Origin of the sequence: Brevundimonas sp. 1080 (assembly GCF_040545985.1) — a bacterium.
GTDB lineage: Bacteria > Pseudomonadota > Alphaproteobacteria > Caulobacterales > Caulobacteraceae > Brevundimonas.
Genome location: NZ_JBEPMW010000001.1, coordinates 264435 through 279966, shown reverse-complemented (window position 1 = coordinate 279966; position 15532 = coordinate 264435). Strand labels below are relative to the sequence as shown.

Sequence of the window (15532 nt, the reverse complement as noted above, 5' to 3'; positions counted from 1 at the left end):
CGACCTTCGCCTGAAAGCCTGACCTTGTCCGCTACGTCATCCGTCATCGACCTGATCGGCAATACGCCGCTGGTGCGCCTGAACCGCCTGTCCGACGCGACGGGCTGCGAAATCCTGGGCAAGGCCGAGTTTCTGAATCCCGGCGGTTCGATCAAGGATCGCGCCGCTTTGTCGATCGTGCAGGGCGCGCGGGCGTCGGGCGCGCTGAAACCCGGCGGGACGATCGTTGAGGGCACGGCCGGCAACACCGGCATCGGCCTGGCCCTAGTCGGCGCCGCCTTGGGTCATCCGGTCGTCATAGTCATTCCCCGTACCCAGTCGGAAGAGAAGAAGTCCGCCATCCGTTCGCTGGGCGCCCGGCTGGTCGAGGTGGACGCCGCGCCCTTCTCCAGCCCGAACCACTTCGTCCACTATTCCGGGCGCCTGGCCGCCGAGCTGAACGACAGCGAAGAGGCCGGCGCCATCTGGGCCAATCAGTTCGACAACACCGCCAACCGCGAGGCGCATTACAACACGACCGGCCCCGAAATCTGGACGCAGACAAACGGTCAGGTCGACGCCTTCGTCTCGGCCGTCGGCTCAGGCGGGACCATCGCCGGCGTCGGCGCCTATCTGCGCGAACAGAAGCCGGATGTGACCATCGCCCTGGCCGATCCAGCGGGCGCGGCCATGTTCAACTGGTTCACCAAGGGCGAGATGACGGGCGAGGGATCGTCGATCACCGAAGGGATCGGTGTGGCGCGGATCACCGGCAATCTGGAGGGCTTCAAGCCTGACTACGCCTATCGGATCGAGGACGCGGAGTTTCTGCCGATCCTGTTCGACCTGGTGAAGTACGAAGGTCTGTCGCTGGGGGGATCGGCGGGGGTGAACATCGCCGGCGCGGTGCGGCTGGCGCGCGAGCTTGGGCCCGGCAAGACCATCGTGACCTGCCTGTGCGATCCCGGCTCGCGCTATGCGTCCAAGCTTTTCAACCCGGAATTCCTGCGGTCGAAAGGTTTGCCGGAACCGGACTGGGCTTAAGCCTATCGTCTCCTCCCCCACTTGTGGGGAGGGGGACCGCGAAGCGGTGGAGGGGCTCTTGAAGTCCCACAAGCGGCCTGTGATGCGGCTAAGAACCCCTCCGTCTCTCCGCTTCGCTCCGAGCCACCTCCCCACGAAGCGGGGAGGAGACGACGCTTCTGCTACTTCGCCTTCTGCTCCGCGATCCAGGCGTCCATCCGCTGGTCCAGCAGCGCCAGCGGCAGCGGGCCCTCGACCAGCAGGGCGTCGTGGAAGATGCGGATGTTGAACTTCGGCCCCAACTCCCGCTCGGCCCGCGCGCGGATTTCGCGCAGGCGGATTTCGCCGATCTTGTAGGCCGTGGCCTGGCCGGGCCAGCCGATGTAGCGCTGAAGCTCGGTCTCGATGTTGTGGGGCGCGAGGGCCGAGTTGTCGCGGAAACAGGCGCGGGCCTGTTCTTCGGTCCAGCCCATCCAGTGCAGGCCAGTGTCCGCGACCAGTCGGCAGGCGCGCCACATCTCATAGGACAGGCGGCCGAACCGTTCGTAAGGCGTGCGATAGAAGCCCATCTCCTCACCCAGATATTCGGCATACAGGCCCCAGCCCTCGGTGTAGGCGCTGACATTGGCCTGACGTCGGAAATAGGGTTGGCCGGGCGCCTCCTGCTGCAAGGCGATCTGGAGATGGTGGCCCGGAACGGCCTCATGCAGGGTCAGGGCGGGCAACTCGTACAGCGGACGCTGATCCAGCTTGGACGTGTTGACGATGTAATGGGCCGAAACGCCGTTCTGCATCGAACCGCCGTTGTAGCGGCCGGTGGTGTAGTTTTCCTCGATCTGCGGCGGCACGGGCTGCACGTCGTAGGTCAGGCGGGGCAGGGTGGCGAACAGGGGCGGCAAACCACCATCCGCGCGCTTGGCCATCTCCGACGCCTGCTGCAACAGGGCCTCGCGGCTGGTCGCATAGAACTGAGGGTCCGTGCGCAGGAAGTTCAGGAAGCCGGCGAAGTCGCCGGTCCAGCCCGACGCCTTCATCTCCAAATCCATGCGGGCGCGGATGCGCGCGACCTCGTCCAGACCGATCCGATGGATCTGGTCCGGCGTCAGGTCGGTCGTGGTGTGGCCGCGCACCAGATAGGCGTAGAGTTCCTTGCCGCCGGGCCGATTGCCGATGCCCGGTTGGACCGGCGCCTTGGGCAGATAGTCGCTTTCGAGGAAAACCAGCCAGGACCGGCGTGCGGGAAGGATCGTCTCTGAAACCGCCGCCGTCGCCTCTGCGGTCAGGCGATCCTTATCCGCTTGAGACACGGTCGACGGCAGGGTGGCCAAGGGCTTCAGCAGCGGCTCGGCGTCCGGCTTGATCGCCACATCGTTTCGCGCCAGCGTCAGGGCGCTTTCTGTCACGGATCGGGCCTGGACCAGGCCGGTGTCCAGGCCGCGCCGGGCGTTGGCCGTCGTCTGGGCGTAGATTTGGCCGAAGCCCCGGATACGCTTGATATAGGCCTCGGCCTCCGCGACCGAGTTCAGGCGCGTGCTGCCGCCGACATAGAGCGCCCAGGTTCCGGGGCCGCCTTCGGAATCGAACGCCAGGCGGCTGGTGTCGTAGTCCAACCCTTCCAGGCTGCGGTTGAGCGTGTAGAGCAGAAAGGCGTGGTTGATGCCGCCGGCGTGGGAAAGACTTGCCGGGTCGATGGCCGTCAGCCGCCGCACGAACCCTTCCAGCGGCGCGCGCTGGGCCAGTTCGAATTCGCGCGACAGGTCGGGCACGCGGCCCATCGCCTCGACATCGCCCTCACCGCCGGCCGAGATGGGATCGACGGACTTCAGATAGGTCTCGTAGTCGGCGATGACGGCGTTCAGCGCGGCGTCTGCCGGCGCAGCTGCGACGGCGGCGGGCGGCGTCTGCGCCACAGCCGCGATCGGCGACCCGGCCGCAAGCATGGCTGCAACAGCCAGATAAGAAATCTTCATGACGCCCCTCCTGTCAGGAGGGGCACGCAAGCCGAGCAGAGCCGATGCGTCAACCGCAGACGGTGAAGAACCGCTCGATTTGCACCTTTGCGGCGGGATGGGCGGCGTAGACGTGACGTTCGTCGTCAGCCCAGGCGGCGATCCAGCCCAAACGGCGGAAGCGCTGGAAGACCGGATCCTTGGTCTTGGCCTGAGCCGTCAGCAGTTCGCCGTCATGCACGACGGCCGGCTCGGATGCGGCGCGATAGCGCTCGGTGTCGCCGCCGGATTCCAGATAGATTTCGCGGCCCGGCTTGTCGCTGGCGGCCGTCAGTTCAAGAGCGCTGGACCCGGCCTGACAGGCCAGCTTCAGCTTGACCTCGTCGCTGTTGGCGACGCCGTAGGCCAGCATGGCCTCCTGCCCATCGGTGTTCAGGAACCAGTCGTAACCGGGCATGGGCGTGGGCGCCGATGCGGTCGCCGCAGAGCCGGCTGTGGGCATCGGGGCCTGGGTCGCACAAGCCGCGAGGGCCGAGGCGGCGATCAAGGCTGATATCAATCGAAGACGCATGCGTGAGGTCCTCAGCCGGCGCAGCGATCGGCGAAGCGACGCAGCTTGGCCATGTGCGGACGTTCGACGGTGATCGTGCTGGCGTCGTCGCCGACGGCGATCGTCATCCGGCCGTTCGCCACGAAGGCGGAAAAGGCGGGGTGATCGACGGGGATGGCCGTCTCCAGCTTGCCGCCACGCCCGACGCGCGCCTCGCTGGTCGCCGTCGACCCGCCCGAGGTGATGCGCGCAAAGCCGGCGGATGCATCCCCGCCATAAACCGCGACCGAGACCGCGCCCGAACCCGGCAGGCATTGCAGCGTGGCGCGCAGGCTGGCGGTGTCGGGAATGTCGTTGGCCAGCACCATCGGTCCTTCGCCCTCGTACAGGCTCCAGGTCCAGCCTGCGCCGGGCGCAGTCTGTATCGCGGCCGCCATCAGGGCGGAGAGTATCAGCTTCATGTGTCAGCCCCCGCCGACGACGCGCAGCGCCGCGTCGTCTTCAATGTCGTCAGACGCGGCTGTGACCGCAAGAGATCGGACGACCGCATTTCCTTTGAACGCGGTTATCCGTCAGCAGTTCAACCCGCAGGGTCGGCGCGCGTCAGAACGGGCTGAAGCGTTCCGCCAGCGCCTGACCCACGGGCGGAGCCTGGACGCGGCTGACGTCGCCACGACCGCCGTAGGAGATGCGCGCCTCGGCGATCTGGGTGTGGTTGATGGCGTTGGCTGATGAGATGTCCTCGGGACGGACGATGCCGGCGACGGTCAGTTCGCGGACCTCGCGGTTGGTGCGCACTTCCTGCCGACCCTGGATCACCAGATTGCCGTTGGCCAAGACGTCGGTGACGACGGCGGCGATGGTCAGCGACACCTTTTCAGCGCGGGTGACCGAACCATTGCCCGACGACTTCAGATCGCCTTCCATGCCGACCATCTTCGACGGATCAAAGCCGCCGGGGAAGGCGCGGCCCAGGCTGCTTTCCAGGCCGAACAGGTTGCTGACGCCGGCGTTGATCTCGTTGGAGCGCGAGCGCTGGGTCGAGTTCTGGGTCTGGGCGCGATCATCGATGTCGATCTTGACCGTCAGGATGTCGCCGATATGGCGCGCGCGCTGGTCGCCGAAGAAGGTGCGGGCGCCCGTGCGCCACAGGCTGTTGGCGCTGGCTGGCGTGGTCTCGCGCGCGGGCAGATAGGCTTGCTGCGCCGGGATCAAAGCGGCGGGATAGCCGATGGGGGCCAGTTCCGGACCGCGCACCGTTTCGGCGACGGTCGAGCAGGCGGCGAGCGGGGCGAGGGCGGCGAGGATCAGGACGGCTTTACGCATGACTGGGATTCCCTAGCGGGCGGCGAACTGTTGGGGATTGGCGCGGGCCATGTCGGCGCCGGGGCCGGCGATGGCCTGGCCGGGACCGGAGGCGACCGCATCGATGATGCGGTTGGAGGCTGTGTTCATAACGGCGACCGGCTCACCCAGACCGGCGCTGCGCATGGCCTTGCCCATGACGGCCAGGTTCACGCCGCCGACCTGATAGGTGACGCGCACCATGTCGTTGCGGGCGATGACCTGCGTCGCGGCGCCGGGGCGATAGGCGGCGCGGGCGATAGGTTGGGCAGCCTGGACGGCGTCCGTTGGCGCGGCGTCGGCCACGGTCTGAACGGGTCCGGCCGAACGGCGCACGGCGACGCGGCGCAGGCCATTGGGATTGCTCCAGTCCAGGCCCGCCTGACGCGCCTGGGCCTGAAGCTGGCCGGCGTCCAGCACGACCGAGGGACCGACGCGCTCGGCGACGGCGACATTGGCCGCTGCGCCCGCGCCCTCGAAAATATCGCCCAGGGTGACGCGACCGTCGTCGTCCACGGGGTTGGCGCGCAGCACGACCGGGTTGGCGAGGGCGGCGCCGGCGAAGGCGCTGACGGCGGCGGCGAGCAGCAGGGAACGGATCATGGTCACGGCCCTAGCCCTTCACTTGCGAGGCGACGGACAGCATCTGGTCAGCGGTGCTGATGACCTTGGAGTTCATTTCATAGGCGCGCTGCGCCACGATCAGGGCGCTGATTTCAGCGACCGCATCGACGTTCGACGCCTCGGTGTAGGACTGCATGATCTGGCCATAGCCCGCGTCGCCGGGCGTGCCGACGATCGCCGGGCCGGACGCGGCGGTCTCCAGCAACAAATTGTCGCCGATGGCTTCCAGACCGGCCTCGTTGAAGAAGCTGGCCAGTTCGATCTGCCCGACAGTGGTCGGGGCGGGCTGTCCGGCCTGGGTCACCTGAACCAGACCGGTCTTGGAGATCGACACCTTCGTGGCGTCCTGCGGGATGGTGATCGCCGGCTCCAGCAGATAGCCGTCGTCGGTCACCATCTGACCTTCCGGATTGACCTGCAGATTGCCGGCGCGGGTGTAGGCCTTTTCGCCGGAAGGCAGGCTAATCTGGAAATAGCCCTTGCCGTCGATGGCCATGTCATAGGGGTTGCCGGTCATCTGCGGCGTGCCCTGCTCGGTAACGCGATAGACGGCCCCGGCCTTGACGCCCGCGCCGATCTGGATGCCGGTCGGAACCACGGTGCCGGAGGCGGAGGACTGGGCCCCCATGCGTTCGACGTTCTGGTAGAGCAAATCCTGGAACTCGGCGCGCTGCTTCTTGAAGCCCACCGTGTTCATGTTGGCGATGTTGTTGGAGATGACCTCCACGTTCAGCTGCTGGGCGGCCATGCCCGAGGCTGCGGTTCTCAGAGCGCGCATGTTCCGGCTCTCCCTTAAGCGGCCTTGCCGAGGCGCTCGACGGCGCGACGGCTCAGGTCTGTGGTGTTTTCGATCAGCTTGGAAATGCTCTCGTAGGCGCGGCTGATCTCGACGAGATTGGTGATTTCGATCAACGGATTGACGTTGGAGGACTCCAACGAGCCCTGATGAACCTGGGCGTCGGCGGCCTCGATCGGCTGGGCGTTGGACTTATTGCGGTAGAGGCTGTCGCCGCCCTTTTCGAGCACGCCCAGCGTATCGAAACGCACGACCGACAGCCGGCCAGTGACCTGCCCGTTCTGGGTGATGGTGCCGTCGGCGCCGACGCTGGGCGCGCCAAGCGCGGGGTCCAGCACGATCTCCGCGCCGCCGCCAAGGACGGCCTGACCCTGTTTGGTGGTCAGACGCCCTTCCGGGTCCAGGGTGAAGGCGCCGTCGCGGGTGTAGGCCTCGCCGTTGGCGCCATCACGCACGGTGAAGAAGGCGCCCTCGCCGGAAATGGCGAAGTCCAGCGAGCGGCCGGTCTGCTGCATCGAACCCTGGCCGAAGTCGCGACCGACGCCATTGTCCAGCACGAAGCTGGCCGACGGGCGGATCGAGTCGTTGCGCGCTCGCTGACCGATCTCGGTTCCGAGCATCAGCTGCTCGACCTTGAAGCCGGTGGTGTTGGCGTTGGCGACGTTGTTGGCCACGATGTCCAGTTCGCGACGCAGCGTCATCTGGCGTGACAGTCCGATATAGGCGGCGTTTTCCACGAGAGGCGTGCTCCTTCGCCTCAGCCCTCGCAACGGCCGTGCCAACAAGGTTAATTGAAGCGGAATGCGGGTTTGAGCAGGATCGGGTCGCTTCCAACCCGGCAAATCCTGCCCATTGTAAACGTCGCATTAACCAAACCGGACGATCCTCGCGATGAGAGAGTCTCCGGGGCGCGCGCATGTTCAAGTTCGGCAAGAAGAAGGGTGCGCCTGCGGCCGACGCCGACGCCAACCTGCCGGCCGTGACCGAAGGCGAGGCCGCCGACGGTGACGCAGCCGCGCCCAAGAAGAAGAAAATCCCGCTGCTGTTCATCATTGCGCCGGTCGCATTGCTGGTGCTGGGCGGCGGGGGAGCGGCGGCCTTCTTCATGCTGAAGCCCAAGCCCGCCGAAGCGCACGGCGCCGAGGCTGAAGCCGGCCACGGAGAAGAGAAGGCCGACAAGAAGGCCGAGGGCAAGGAAGAGAAGAAGGAAGGCGGCGGTCACGGCGGCGGCAAGGAAGGCGAGGCCGATCCTGCGCTGGGCGTCATCGCCGCGGGGCCGGATGGCGTCACCTTCTACACCCTGCCCGACATGGTCATGAACATTCAGTCGCCCGACGGCCGTCCGACCTTCCTGAAGCTGAAGCTGACCCTGGAGATGCAGGACGCCGAGGTGGCGACCCATCTGCAGGAAGAGATGCCGCGTCTGCAGGACATGTTCACCGGCTTCGTGCGCGAACTGCGCCCCGAGGACCTCAGCGGCTCGGCCGGCACCTATCAGCTGCGCGCCGAGATCCTGCGCCGCGTCAATCTGATCGCCGCCCCGGGCAAGGTCGACGCTGTGCTGATCGAAGAAATGCTGGTGCAATAGGCATGACGGACGCGGCGCAACTCGATCCGTTCGGCGGTCTGGGCGATCCTGGCGACGCCCTGTCCGAACGCGTCCTGAACCAGGATGAGATCGACAGCCTGCTGGGCTTCGACCTGGGCGACGACGACGGTTCCGAACGCTCGGGCATCCGGGCCATCATCAACTCCGCGCTCGTCAGCTACGAGCGTCTGCCGATGCTGGAGATCGTGTTCGACCGCCTGGTGCGGTTGATGACGACCAGCCTTCGCAACTTCACCTCCGACAACGTCGAAGTCAGCCTGGACAATATCTCCTCCATCCGGTTCGGCGACTATCTGAACTCGATTCCGCTGCCGGCCATTCTGGCGGTGTTTCGCGCCGAGGAGCTGGACAACTACGGCCTGCTGACGGTCGATTCGAACCTGATCTATTCGATCGTCGACGTGCTGCTGGGCGGTCGTCGCGGCACGGCGGCGCTGCGCATCGAAGGCCGGCCCTACACCACCATCGAGCGGGTGCTGGTGCAGCGGATGGTCGAGGTCGTGCTGAATGACGCCCGGCAGGCGTTCGAGCCGCTGACCCCGGTCCACTTCAACCTGGATAGGCTGGAGACCAACCCGCGCTTCGCCGCCATCGCGCGTCCCGCCAACGCCGCCATCCTGATCAAGCTGCGGATCGACATGGAGGATCGCGGCGGTCGTATCGAACTGCTGCTGCCCTATGCGACGCTGGAGCCGATCCGCAAGATGCTGCTGCAGCAGTTCATGGGCGAGAAGTTCGGCCGCGACAACATCTGGGAAGGCCACTTGGCCACCGAGATCTGGACGACCGAGACCGAAGTCCGCGCGGTCCTGGACGAACAGCAGATGCCCCTGTCCAGCGTACTGAACCTCAAGGTCGGCGACACGATGATGCTGAACGCCACGCCGGATTCCGAGGTTTCGATCCGCGCCGGCTCCATTCCGCTGACCACAGGCCGCATGGGTCGCAAGGGCCAGCACATCGCCATACGCGTCGAGGGACCGGTCAATCCGGAAGTCGCCGCCCGTCTGGGAGTGAACGTCTGATGGCCGGAATGATCATGGACGGCGTGCTGATGGTGCTGCTGATCGCGGCGGTCGGGTACGGCATCAAGCTGGAACGCAAGCTGGCCGCCCTGCGCGCCGGACAGCTGGCCTTCGCCCAGGCCGTCACCGAACTGAACGCCGCAGCGGGCCGCGCCGAAAACGCGCTGGCCACTCTTCGGGCCTCGGGTCAGGAAACGGATCTGCTGCACGACCGGATCATCAAGGCGCGTGAGGTCAAGGCCCAGCTGGAGACCCTGATCGCCCGCGCGCCGGCCATGGCGCCGGCGCGGATCGTTGAGGAAGAGCCTGTCCGTCGCGCGCCCCCGGCCGCCCCGGCTCCGGCACCGGCCGCGACCGAAGACGAGGAGCGGGCCGAGCGCATGGCGGCCCTTGCTCAACGCATCCAGGGACTGGCCGGTCCCTCTTCGAACCGTCGCAATGAAGCGGCTGCGCCCGCCGGGCGCGACAATGTCGCCGCCATCGTTCAGGCCCTGACCGCCGGACGCTCCGCTAACCATTCCGCCAAACAAAGCCTCAACGCCGCGCGTCGTAATCTCGACGACGACCTGTTCGCCGCCTGAGTTCGGAACCCCATTTCATGGCCCGCCTTCCCCGCATCCTGCCCCTGATCGCCATCGCCATCGGCGGGGTCGTCGCCGTGCGCGCCGTCGGCGTCGCGCCTGGCCTGTTCGACGGGGCCAAGGCCTGGGCCGAGGAGGCGGTTCCCGCTGCGGCCGGCGCGCCGCCCAAGCCAGCCTTGCCCGGCACCTGTTCCGCCTTGTCTCCCGAACAACTGGCCCAGCAGGCCGGGATTTCGCCGGCCGAGCTGAAGATCATCCAGTCGCTGTCGCAGCGCCGCGCGGCGCTGGATGCGCGTGACCAGGACTTCGCCACCACCCTGCCGCTGATGGTCGCCGCCGAGCAGAAGCTGGACGCCAAGGTCAAGGCGCTGGAAGCCCTGAAGGCCGAGATGAAGCAGATGCTCGGCCAGGTGGACGAGCGCGAGAAGGCCGAGATCGATCGTCTGGTTCAGGTCTATTCCGCTATGCGTCCCAAGGAGGCCGCCCCGGTTATGGCCGCGCTAGAGGACCGGGTGCGCCTGCCGGTCGCCGCCGCCATGCGTCCGCGCACCCTGGCCGCCATCATGGCCCAGATGAGCGCGCCGCAAGCCAAAGAACTGACCGAAAAGCTCGCCGCCCGGTTCCAGGCCCAGCAGATGGCTGCTCGCGCCGCCGCCGCCGAGGCCACACCGCCTCCGGCCGCAACGCCCGCCGCTGCTGGGCCAGCCGCCACGACCCCGCCTGCGACGCCGACAGCTCAGCCCGCCGCCGCCCCGACGACCCGTCCGACGCCGCGCCCGGCCGCCAACCGTCCCGCTGCGCGACCGGCGGCGCGCCCGGCCGCAACCCCGGCGCGTCGTCCCGCCGCGACGCCTGCGGCGGCTCCCGCCGCGACCGGCCCGCAGGCCTACCAGCCGTCAGCCGCCCCCAACGCGCAGCCCCGTCAAACCGTGCAGTAACCTTAAGTGTGATCTCGACGCTGACGTTTCGTCTCGACAGCGCGCACTGTTCGACCAATGATCTTCGAACGCTCCGTCAGAGAGCGATGACATCGAGGATCCGCGCCATGATCGGCGAACTGCTTTACGTCGCGCATCGCATGCGCCGGGCCATCATACTCGCCGTTCCGGCGTTCGGAACCGTGATGATGGCCGCCATCGCCCAGCACTATCACCTGCTGCCGTAAAGGTCTTCGAGCCCGCTTTCCGCCCGGTTTCGGATTGGCAGGGCGCACCAGCGCGTCTATCACCGCGCCTTCCCGAGATCTGAGCCCGACCAACGCCATGTCCGACACGCCCCCCGATCGCCTTTCGGTCGACCCGTCCAGCCCGCATCACGACGCCGAGGTCCTGCAACGCGGCGTCGGCATTCGCTTCAAGGGCGAAGAGAAGACCAATGTCGAGGAATATTGCGTGTCCGAAGGCTGGGTGCGTCTGGCGCTCGGCAACCGCGTGGATCGCAAGGGCAAGGCCCTGACCGTGAAACTGCAGGGTCCGGTCGAACCCTATTTCCAGAACGACTGAACCTACCTAGGGTCCGGCTCTCATCTGAGTCCGGAGCCTGCCTATGTCCATCCGTCTGCTGACCGCCAGCGCCGTCGCCCTGGGTCTTGTCGCGTTCATCCCGGCGGCCCATGCTCAGGATGCGGCGACGGTGCAGCAGGCGATTGTGGTGCGCGACGCCGCGATGCGTTCGAACATCGCCATGGACTATGTCACCCAGCTGACGACGCGGTTCGGCGCGCGCCCGGCGGGTTCGCGTTCCGAACAACAGGCCGCCGCCTGGGCCGCCGACTATCTGCGCGCCAACGGCTTCCAGAACGTCCGCATCGAAGAGTTCCCACTGGTCGGCTGGGAGCGGGGCGAAAGCTCGGCCGCCATCGTCGGCGACAACGCCCAGGCCCTGGTCGCCGCCGCCCTGGGTCATTCGCCGGCCACGCCGAGGGGCGGCATTGAGGCGGAGGTCGTGCGCTTCTCCACCTTCGAAGACCTGCAGGCCGCGCCCGAGGCCACCGTCCGCGGCAAGATCGTCTATGTCGACTTGGGTCAGATGCACCCGATGCAAGACGGCTCGGGCTATGGTCCTCAGACCCGCATGCGCGGCGCCGGCCCCGGCGTGGCGGCGGCCAAGGGCGCGGCGGCCTTCGTCATGCGCTCGGTCGGCTCTGACGAAGACCGGATGCCGCACACCGGCACCACCCGCTATGTCGACGGCAAGCCGACCATTCCCGCCTTCGCCCTGGCCGCGCCCGACGCCGATCAGGTCAGCCGCCTGGTCGCCCTGGGCCAGCCGGTGCGCATGCGCCTGACCTCGACCGCCCGCACCTATCAGACGCACAGCCAGAACGTCATCGGCGATCTGCCCGGCGCGACCCGGCCCGACGAGATCATCGTCCTGGGCTCCCACATGGATAGCTGGGACCTGGGCACCGGCGCCATCGACGACGGGGCAGGGGGCGCCATCACTATCGCCGCCGCCAAGGCCATCGCCGACAGCGGCCGCCGTCCGGCCCGCACCCTGCGCGTCATCTTCTACGGTTCGGAAGAAGTGGCCCAGCCGACCGCCCAGACCGGCAACGGCGGCGGCGTCTACGCCCGCGGCCAGGGCGCAGCGCTGGACAAGCACATCATCGCCGGCGAGAGCGATTTCGGCGCCGATCGCGTCTATGCCCTGCGCCTGCCCGCCGGCGCACAAGGCTCAGACTTTCAGAAGGCCGCGACCCGCGTCCTCTATCCGATCGGCGTCCTGGCCTCCGATCGCGTCGAGACCGAAGGCGGCGTCGACGTCGGACCGATGGGCCCGCTGGGCGTGCCCTTTTTCGGCCTCGCTCAGGACGGAACCCGCTATTTCGACCTGCACCACACCGCCAACGACACGCTCGACAAGATCGACCCGGCGCAATTGAACCAGAACGTCGCCGCCTGGGCCGGCCTGCTGTGGCTGATCGCCGACTCCGACGTGGACTTCCGGGCGATGAAGCCCGCGACCACGCCGGCGACCCCAACACGCTGACGACTTGGAGACCCGGCCCGGTTCCGTCTATAGGAGCCGAACCGGGCCAGACCGGGCTGCGGGCGTGGCGAAACTGGTAGACGCAGCAGACTTAAAATCTGCCGGACGAAAGTCCTTGCCGGTTCAAGCCCGGCCGCCCGCACCATCTTCGCCCCTCTCGCGTGACGCCTCAAACCGCTATGCTGCCGCGATGAGTCGGGCCGCGTCATGATCAAATATATCGGCTCCAAGCGCGCCTTGCTGGGGCATGTGACGGGTGCGGTGGCGGGGGTGCTGCCGCAGGGCGGGCGGGTGTGCGATCTGTTCTCGGGCACAGCGCGGGTCGGGCACGCCTTGAAGAAGCAGGGGTTTCAGGTCTGGTCGAACGACCTGAACGCCTATGCCCACGCCCTGGCGACGACCTATGTCCAGGCGGATCGAGAGCAGTGGCTTGAGCGGGCCGAGGTCGTGCTGGCCGAGCTGCGGACAGTGAAGCCCGAGGCGGGCTGGTTCACCCAGGCCTTTTGTCAGGATGCGCGGTATTTCCACCCCGACAACGGCGCTCGCATCGACGCCATGCGCCACCGGATCGAGGCGATGGGACTGGAGCCGGAACTCAAGGCCATCGCCCTGGTCAGCCTGATGGAGGCGGCGGATCGGGTGGATTCCACCGCCGGGGTTCAGATGGCCTATATGAAGCAGTGGGCGCCGAGAGCGTTGAAGACGCTGGAGCTGCGCACGCCGGACCTGGTTCCGGCGGTGGACGGGCCATGCCGAGCGACGCAGGGCGATGCGGTCGAGATCGCCGAACAGGTCGAGGCGGACCTGGTTTATCTGGATCCGCCCTACAACCAGCATTCCTATCTTGGGAACTACCATTGCTGGGAAAGCCTGGTGCTGTGGGACCGGCCCGAGACCTATGGGGTGGCCAACAAGCGGGTGGACGTGAGGACGCGCAAGAGCGCCTTCAACAGTCGGCCCGGCATCGGCCCGGCGCTGCGGACCGTGATCGAGCGGGTCAAGGCGCCAAACCTGATCGTCAGCTTCAACGATGAGGGGTATCTGAGCCGCGCCAACCTGGTCGAGATGCTGTCGGCGCGAGGCCATGTGCAGGTGCTGGAGGTGGCGCATCCGCGCTATGTCGGCGCCCGGATCGGGATCCATAATCCCAAGGGCGAGAAGGTCGGGCAGGTGGGGCGGCTCAAGAATGTCGAGCACCTGTTCGTGGTCACCGAGCGGCCGATCTCCCTGCCCGTGGCCGCATAGACACCAATGAAAACAACGGAGGGTAGGGCGGAACGCGAATCGCTGCGTGCCGTTGTGGGACTATGCAACCGCACCCGTACACCGCCCCCAAGACCGATCGCCCCGACGACTACCGTGTGCGCCCGGCGGCCGAGCCCCGCTCATGGGCACCGCGAGCGGCGGATGCAACCTTTACCCACAACGCGGCGCGTTACACTCGGCCGGTCGAGGCCGTTCAGCCAGTCGAACAGATCGACGTCGAGCCCGAAGTGGCGCCGCCGCCGCGCTGGATGATGGCGATCGCCGGGGCGGCTGTTGCGGCCCTGATGGGCGCGCTGCTGGGCGGCTTCCTGCACATCTGAGACGGCGTCAGGCCTCCTGCAACAGCGCCTTGATCGGCGACCAACTGCGCCGATGGGCGGGGCAGGGGCCTAGGGTCTTCAAGGCGTTTTGATGGATGGGGGCGTTGTAGCCCTTGTGGCTGGCGAAGCCGTAGCCGGGGTATTGGGCGTCCAGATCGATCATCAACCGATCCCGTGCGGTCTTGGCCAGGATCGAGGCTGCCGCGATGGAGAGCGACAGTCCGTCGCCGCCGACGACCGTCTGGATTTCGCAGGGAAGCTTGAAGCGATAGTTGCCGTCGACCAGGGCGGCGACCGGCTGGACCTGCAAGGCCTCGATGGCGCGGCACATGGCCAGACCCGTGGCGTGCAGGATGTTCAGCTCCTCGATCTCGTCCACCGAGGCGAAGCCGACGCCCCAGGCGACGGCGCGGGCCTTGATCTCGGGCTCAAGGGCGGCGCGCCGCTTTTCCGTCAGGGCCTTGGAATCGTCGATGCCGGGCGGCAGGTCGTCGGGGTTCAGAATGACCGCCGCCGCCGAGACGGGGCCGGCCCAGGGACCGCGCCCGGCCTCGTCCACGCCGCAGACGTGACCGTTGACGCGCTGAATCAGCACCGTTTCCAGCGCGAGGGTCGGGAAGGTTTTCGAATTTGCGGGGGCTTTAGCCATGGCTCGCCATCGCACGAACCTGGGCGTGACGGAAGCAGGTCGTCTGGTGATCGTTGACCATGCCGACAGCCTGCATAAAGGCATAGACGATGACCGGGCCGCAGAAGTTGAATCCGCGCTTCTTCAGGGCCTTGGCCATGGCGACGGACTGTTCGGTTTGGGTCGGGGCCTGGCGATAGTCGGCGTGTGGGGTCTGGATCGGCTCGCCGCCGACGAACGACCAGAGCCAGGCGGAGAAGTCCTCGCCGTCATCGCGCATCTGAAGCCAGATCTGGGCGCCCCGGATGGCGGCGTTGATCTTGGCGGGCGAGCGGATGATGCGCGGATCGTTCAGCAGGCGCTGGATGTCGGCCTCCCCATAGCGGGCGACGATCTCAGGATCGAAACCATCGAAGGCGTCGCGGATGCCCTCGCGTTTTCTGAGGATGGTGATCCAGGCGAGACCGGCCTGAAAGCCGTCGAGCACCAGCTTTTCCCACAGGGCGCGGGGCTCGCGCTCGGGCACGCCCCATTCGGTGTCGTGATAGGCGACATAGAGCGGGTCGGTCCCGCACCAGCCGCAGCGGCCGCCGAGACCCTCTGGGGCGTGTGAGTCGATCATGGCCTGAAGTTGCCAGTCTGTTCCTGTCGAGGGAAGGGCGGTTGGCGTCGGGCGACGGAGGAAAAACACCGTCTAAAGTGTCTAATTCGTATAATCTCGGGGCGCAGGCGCAATTGCACTGCACCTCAAAAACGCGTGCAAAGTGCAATTTCGCGGTCGAAGTTGGACGGTGGAAAAAACAGTCCAACGAGTCCAAGTCTTCGTCTCCCCCGGTCTTAAACCTGC

At 67.0% G+C, this 15532-nt stretch carries 18 protein-coding genes and 1 tRNA gene; 10 read left to right on the top strand and 9 right to left on the bottom strand.

Annotation, left to right across the window (positions count from 1 at the left end):
• Positions 1–24 precede the first annotated feature (24 nt).
• Entirely contained in the window at positions 25–1023 is a 999-nt protein-coding gene (locus ABIC32_RS01465) for a cysteine synthase A (RefSeq protein ID WP_354071831.1), read from the top strand.
• 161 nt (positions 1024–1184) lie between these two features.
• Here the strand turns inward: ABIC32_RS01465 and ABIC32_RS01460 are convergent, their stop codons facing one another.
• The 7 genes from ABIC32_RS01460 to flgF form a co-directional block, all read right to left on the bottom strand.
• Entirely contained in the window at positions 1185–2972 is a 1788-nt protein-coding gene (locus tag ABIC32_RS01460) for a DUF885 domain-containing protein (protein WP_354071829.1), read from the bottom strand.
• A gap of 49 nt (positions 2973–3021) precedes the next feature.
• Positions 3022–3522, bottom strand: coding sequence for a hypothetical protein (locus tag ABIC32_RS01455; RefSeq protein ID WP_199061068.1), 501 nt, complete (start codon positions 3520–3522; stop codon positions 3022–3024).
• A gap of 11 nt (positions 3523–3533) precedes the next feature.
• Entirely contained in the window at positions 3534–3962 is a 429-nt protein-coding gene (locus ABIC32_RS01450) for a hypothetical protein (protein ID WP_354071827.1), read from the bottom strand.
• Positions 3963–4104: 142 nt separating this feature from the next.
• Positions 4105–4827 carry a flagellar basal body L-ring protein FlgH gene (gene flgH / locus ABIC32_RS01445; RefSeq protein WP_045810385.1) on the bottom strand — a complete coding sequence of 241 codons (723 nt, stop codon included), beginning with the start codon at positions 4825–4827 and terminating at the stop codon, positions 4105–4107.
• 12 nt (positions 4828–4839) lie between these two features.
• Positions 4840–5448, bottom strand: coding sequence for a flagella basal body P-ring formation protein FlgA (locus tag ABIC32_RS01440; RefSeq protein WP_199061070.1), 609 nt, complete (start codon positions 5446–5448; stop codon positions 4840–4842).
• 10 nt (positions 5449–5458) lie between these two features.
• The gene (gene flgG, locus ABIC32_RS01435) at positions 5459–6247 is read right to left on the bottom strand and encodes a flagellar basal-body rod protein FlgG (RefSeq protein WP_174085936.1); all 789 of its coding nucleotides are present in this window, start codon (positions 6245–6247) and stop codon (positions 5459–5461) included.
• Positions 6248–6261: 14 nt separating this feature from the next.
• A complete protein-coding gene (gene flgF, locus ABIC32_RS01430) occupies positions 6262–7002 on the bottom strand; it encodes a flagellar basal-body rod protein FlgF (protein WP_055754136.1) in 741 nt (246 codons plus the stop codon).
• A 179-nt stretch (positions 7003–7181) separates the two neighbouring features.
• Here flgF and ABIC32_RS01425 point away from each other — a divergent pair, with 179 nt between their 5' ends.
• The 9 genes from ABIC32_RS01425 (at position 7182) to ABIC32_RS01385 (ending at position 14057) form a co-directional block, all read left to right on the top strand.
• Positions 7182–7853, top strand: a complete 672-nt coding sequence (locus ABIC32_RS01425; protein WP_174085938.1) for a flagellar basal body-associated FliL family protein — start codon at positions 7182–7184, stop codon at positions 7851–7853.
• 2 nt (positions 7854–7855) lie between these two features.
• Positions 7856–8899 (top strand): flagellar motor switch protein FliM, encoded by a 1044-nt coding sequence (fliM, locus tag ABIC32_RS01420; protein WP_017504455.1) that lies wholly within the window; start codon positions 7856–7858, stop codon positions 8897–8899.
• A complete protein-coding gene (locus tag ABIC32_RS01415) occupies positions 8899–9480 on the top strand; it encodes a DUF6468 domain-containing protein (RefSeq protein ID WP_354071823.1) in 582 nt (193 codons plus the stop codon). Before fliM ends, ABIC32_RS01415 begins: the two co-directional genes overlap by 1 nt.
• Before the next feature lie 17 nt (positions 9481–9497).
• A complete protein-coding gene (locus tag ABIC32_RS01410) occupies positions 9498–10418 on the top strand; it encodes a MotE family protein (RefSeq protein ID WP_354071821.1) in 921 nt (306 codons plus the stop codon).
• Between the two features lie 324 nt (positions 10419–10742).
• Positions 10743–10982, top strand: a complete 240-nt coding sequence (locus tag ABIC32_RS01405; protein WP_045810378.1) for a DUF3297 family protein — start codon at positions 10743–10745, stop codon at positions 10980–10982.
• A 43-nt stretch (positions 10983–11025) separates the two neighbouring features.
• Positions 11026–12471, top strand: coding sequence for a M20/M25/M40 family metallo-hydrolase (locus ABIC32_RS01400; RefSeq protein WP_354071818.1), 1446 nt, complete (start codon positions 11026–11028; stop codon positions 12469–12471).
• Between the two features lie 58 nt (positions 12472–12529).
• Positions 12530–12616: transfer RNA gene (locus ABIC32_RS01395), tRNA-Leu, on the top strand.
• Positions 12617–12678: 62 nt separating this feature from the next.
• A complete protein-coding gene (locus tag ABIC32_RS01390) occupies positions 12679–13716 on the top strand; it encodes a DNA adenine methylase (RefSeq protein WP_354071816.1) in 1038 nt (345 codons plus the stop codon).
• A gap of 62 nt (positions 13717–13778) precedes the next feature.
• Positions 13779–14057, top strand: coding sequence for a hypothetical protein (locus ABIC32_RS01385; protein WP_055803953.1), 279 nt, complete (start codon positions 13779–13781; stop codon positions 14055–14057).
• Positions 14058–14064: 7 nt separating this feature from the next.
• On the opposite strand, the gene rnhB is transcribed toward ABIC32_RS01385, so the two are convergent.
• Entirely contained in the window at positions 14065–14706 is a 642-nt protein-coding gene (rnhB, locus tag ABIC32_RS01380; protein WP_354071814.1) for a ribonuclease HII, read from the bottom strand.
• On the bottom strand, positions 14699–15307 hold the full coding sequence (locus tag ABIC32_RS01375; RefSeq protein ID WP_354071812.1) for a DNA-3-methyladenine glycosylase I: 609 nt from the start codon (positions 15305–15307) through the stop codon (positions 14699–14701). The genes rnhB and ABIC32_RS01375 overlap by 8 nt, the downstream gene beginning before the upstream one ends.
• Between the last annotated feature and the right edge of the window lie 225 nt (positions 15308–15532).

Excerpts from the sequence above, each read along its gene's own strand:
- ABIC32_RS01460 (WP_354071829.1), bottom strand. The coding sequence starts at position 2,972 with ATGAAGATTTCTTATCTGGCTGTTGCAGCCATGCTTGCGGCCGGGTCG.
- ABIC32_RS01455 (WP_199061068.1), bottom strand. The coding sequence starts at position 3,522 with ATGCGTCTTCGATTGATATCAGCCTTGATCGCCGCCTCGGCCCTCGCG.
- ABIC32_RS01450 (WP_354071827.1), bottom strand. The coding sequence starts at position 3,962 with ATGAAGCTGATACTCTCCGCCCTGATGGCGGCCGCGATACAGACTGCG.
- flgH (WP_045810385.1), bottom strand. The coding sequence starts at position 4,827 with ATGCGTAAAGCCGTCCTGATCCTCGCCGCCCTCGCCCCGCTCGCCGCC.
- ABIC32_RS01440 (WP_199061070.1), bottom strand. The coding sequence starts at position 5,448 with ATGATCCGTTCCCTGCTGCTCGCCGCCGCCGTCAGCGCCTTCGCCGGC.
- flgG (WP_174085936.1), bottom strand. The coding sequence starts at position 6,247 with ATGCGCGCTCTGAGAACCGCAGCCTCGGGCATGGCCGCCCAGCAGCTG.
- ABIC32_RS01425 (WP_174085938.1), top strand. The coding sequence starts at position 7,182 with ATGTTCAAGTTCGGCAAGAAGAAGGGTGCGCCTGCGGCCGACGCCGAC.
- fliM (WP_017504455.1), top strand. The coding sequence starts at position 7,856 with ATGACGGACGCGGCGCAACTCGATCCGTTCGGCGGTCTGGGCGATCCT.
- ABIC32_RS01415 (WP_354071823.1), top strand. The coding sequence starts at position 8,899 with ATGGCCGGAATGATCATGGACGGCGTGCTGATGGTGCTGCTGATCGCG.
- ABIC32_RS01410 (WP_354071821.1), top strand. The coding sequence starts at position 9,498 with ATGGCCCGCCTTCCCCGCATCCTGCCCCTGATCGCCATCGCCATCGGC.
- ABIC32_RS01405 (WP_045810378.1), top strand. The coding sequence starts at position 10,743 with ATGTCCGACACGCCCCCCGATCGCCTTTCGGTCGACCCGTCCAGCCCG.
- ABIC32_RS01400 (WP_354071818.1), top strand. The coding sequence starts at position 11,026 with ATGTCCATCCGTCTGCTGACCGCCAGCGCCGTCGCCCTGGGTCTTGTC.
- ABIC32_RS01390 (WP_354071816.1), top strand. The coding sequence starts at position 12,679 with ATGATCAAATATATCGGCTCCAAGCGCGCCTTGCTGGGGCATGTGACG.
- ABIC32_RS01385 (WP_055803953.1), top strand. The coding sequence starts at position 13,779 with ATGCAACCGCACCCGTACACCGCCCCCAAGACCGATCGCCCCGACGAC.
- rnhB (WP_354071814.1), bottom strand. The coding sequence starts at position 14,706 with ATGGCTAAAGCCCCCGCAAATTCGAAAACCTTCCCGACCCTCGCGCTG.
- ABIC32_RS01375 (WP_354071812.1), bottom strand. The coding sequence starts at position 15,307 with ATGATCGACTCACACGCCCCAGAGGGTCTCGGCGGCCGCTGCGGCTGG.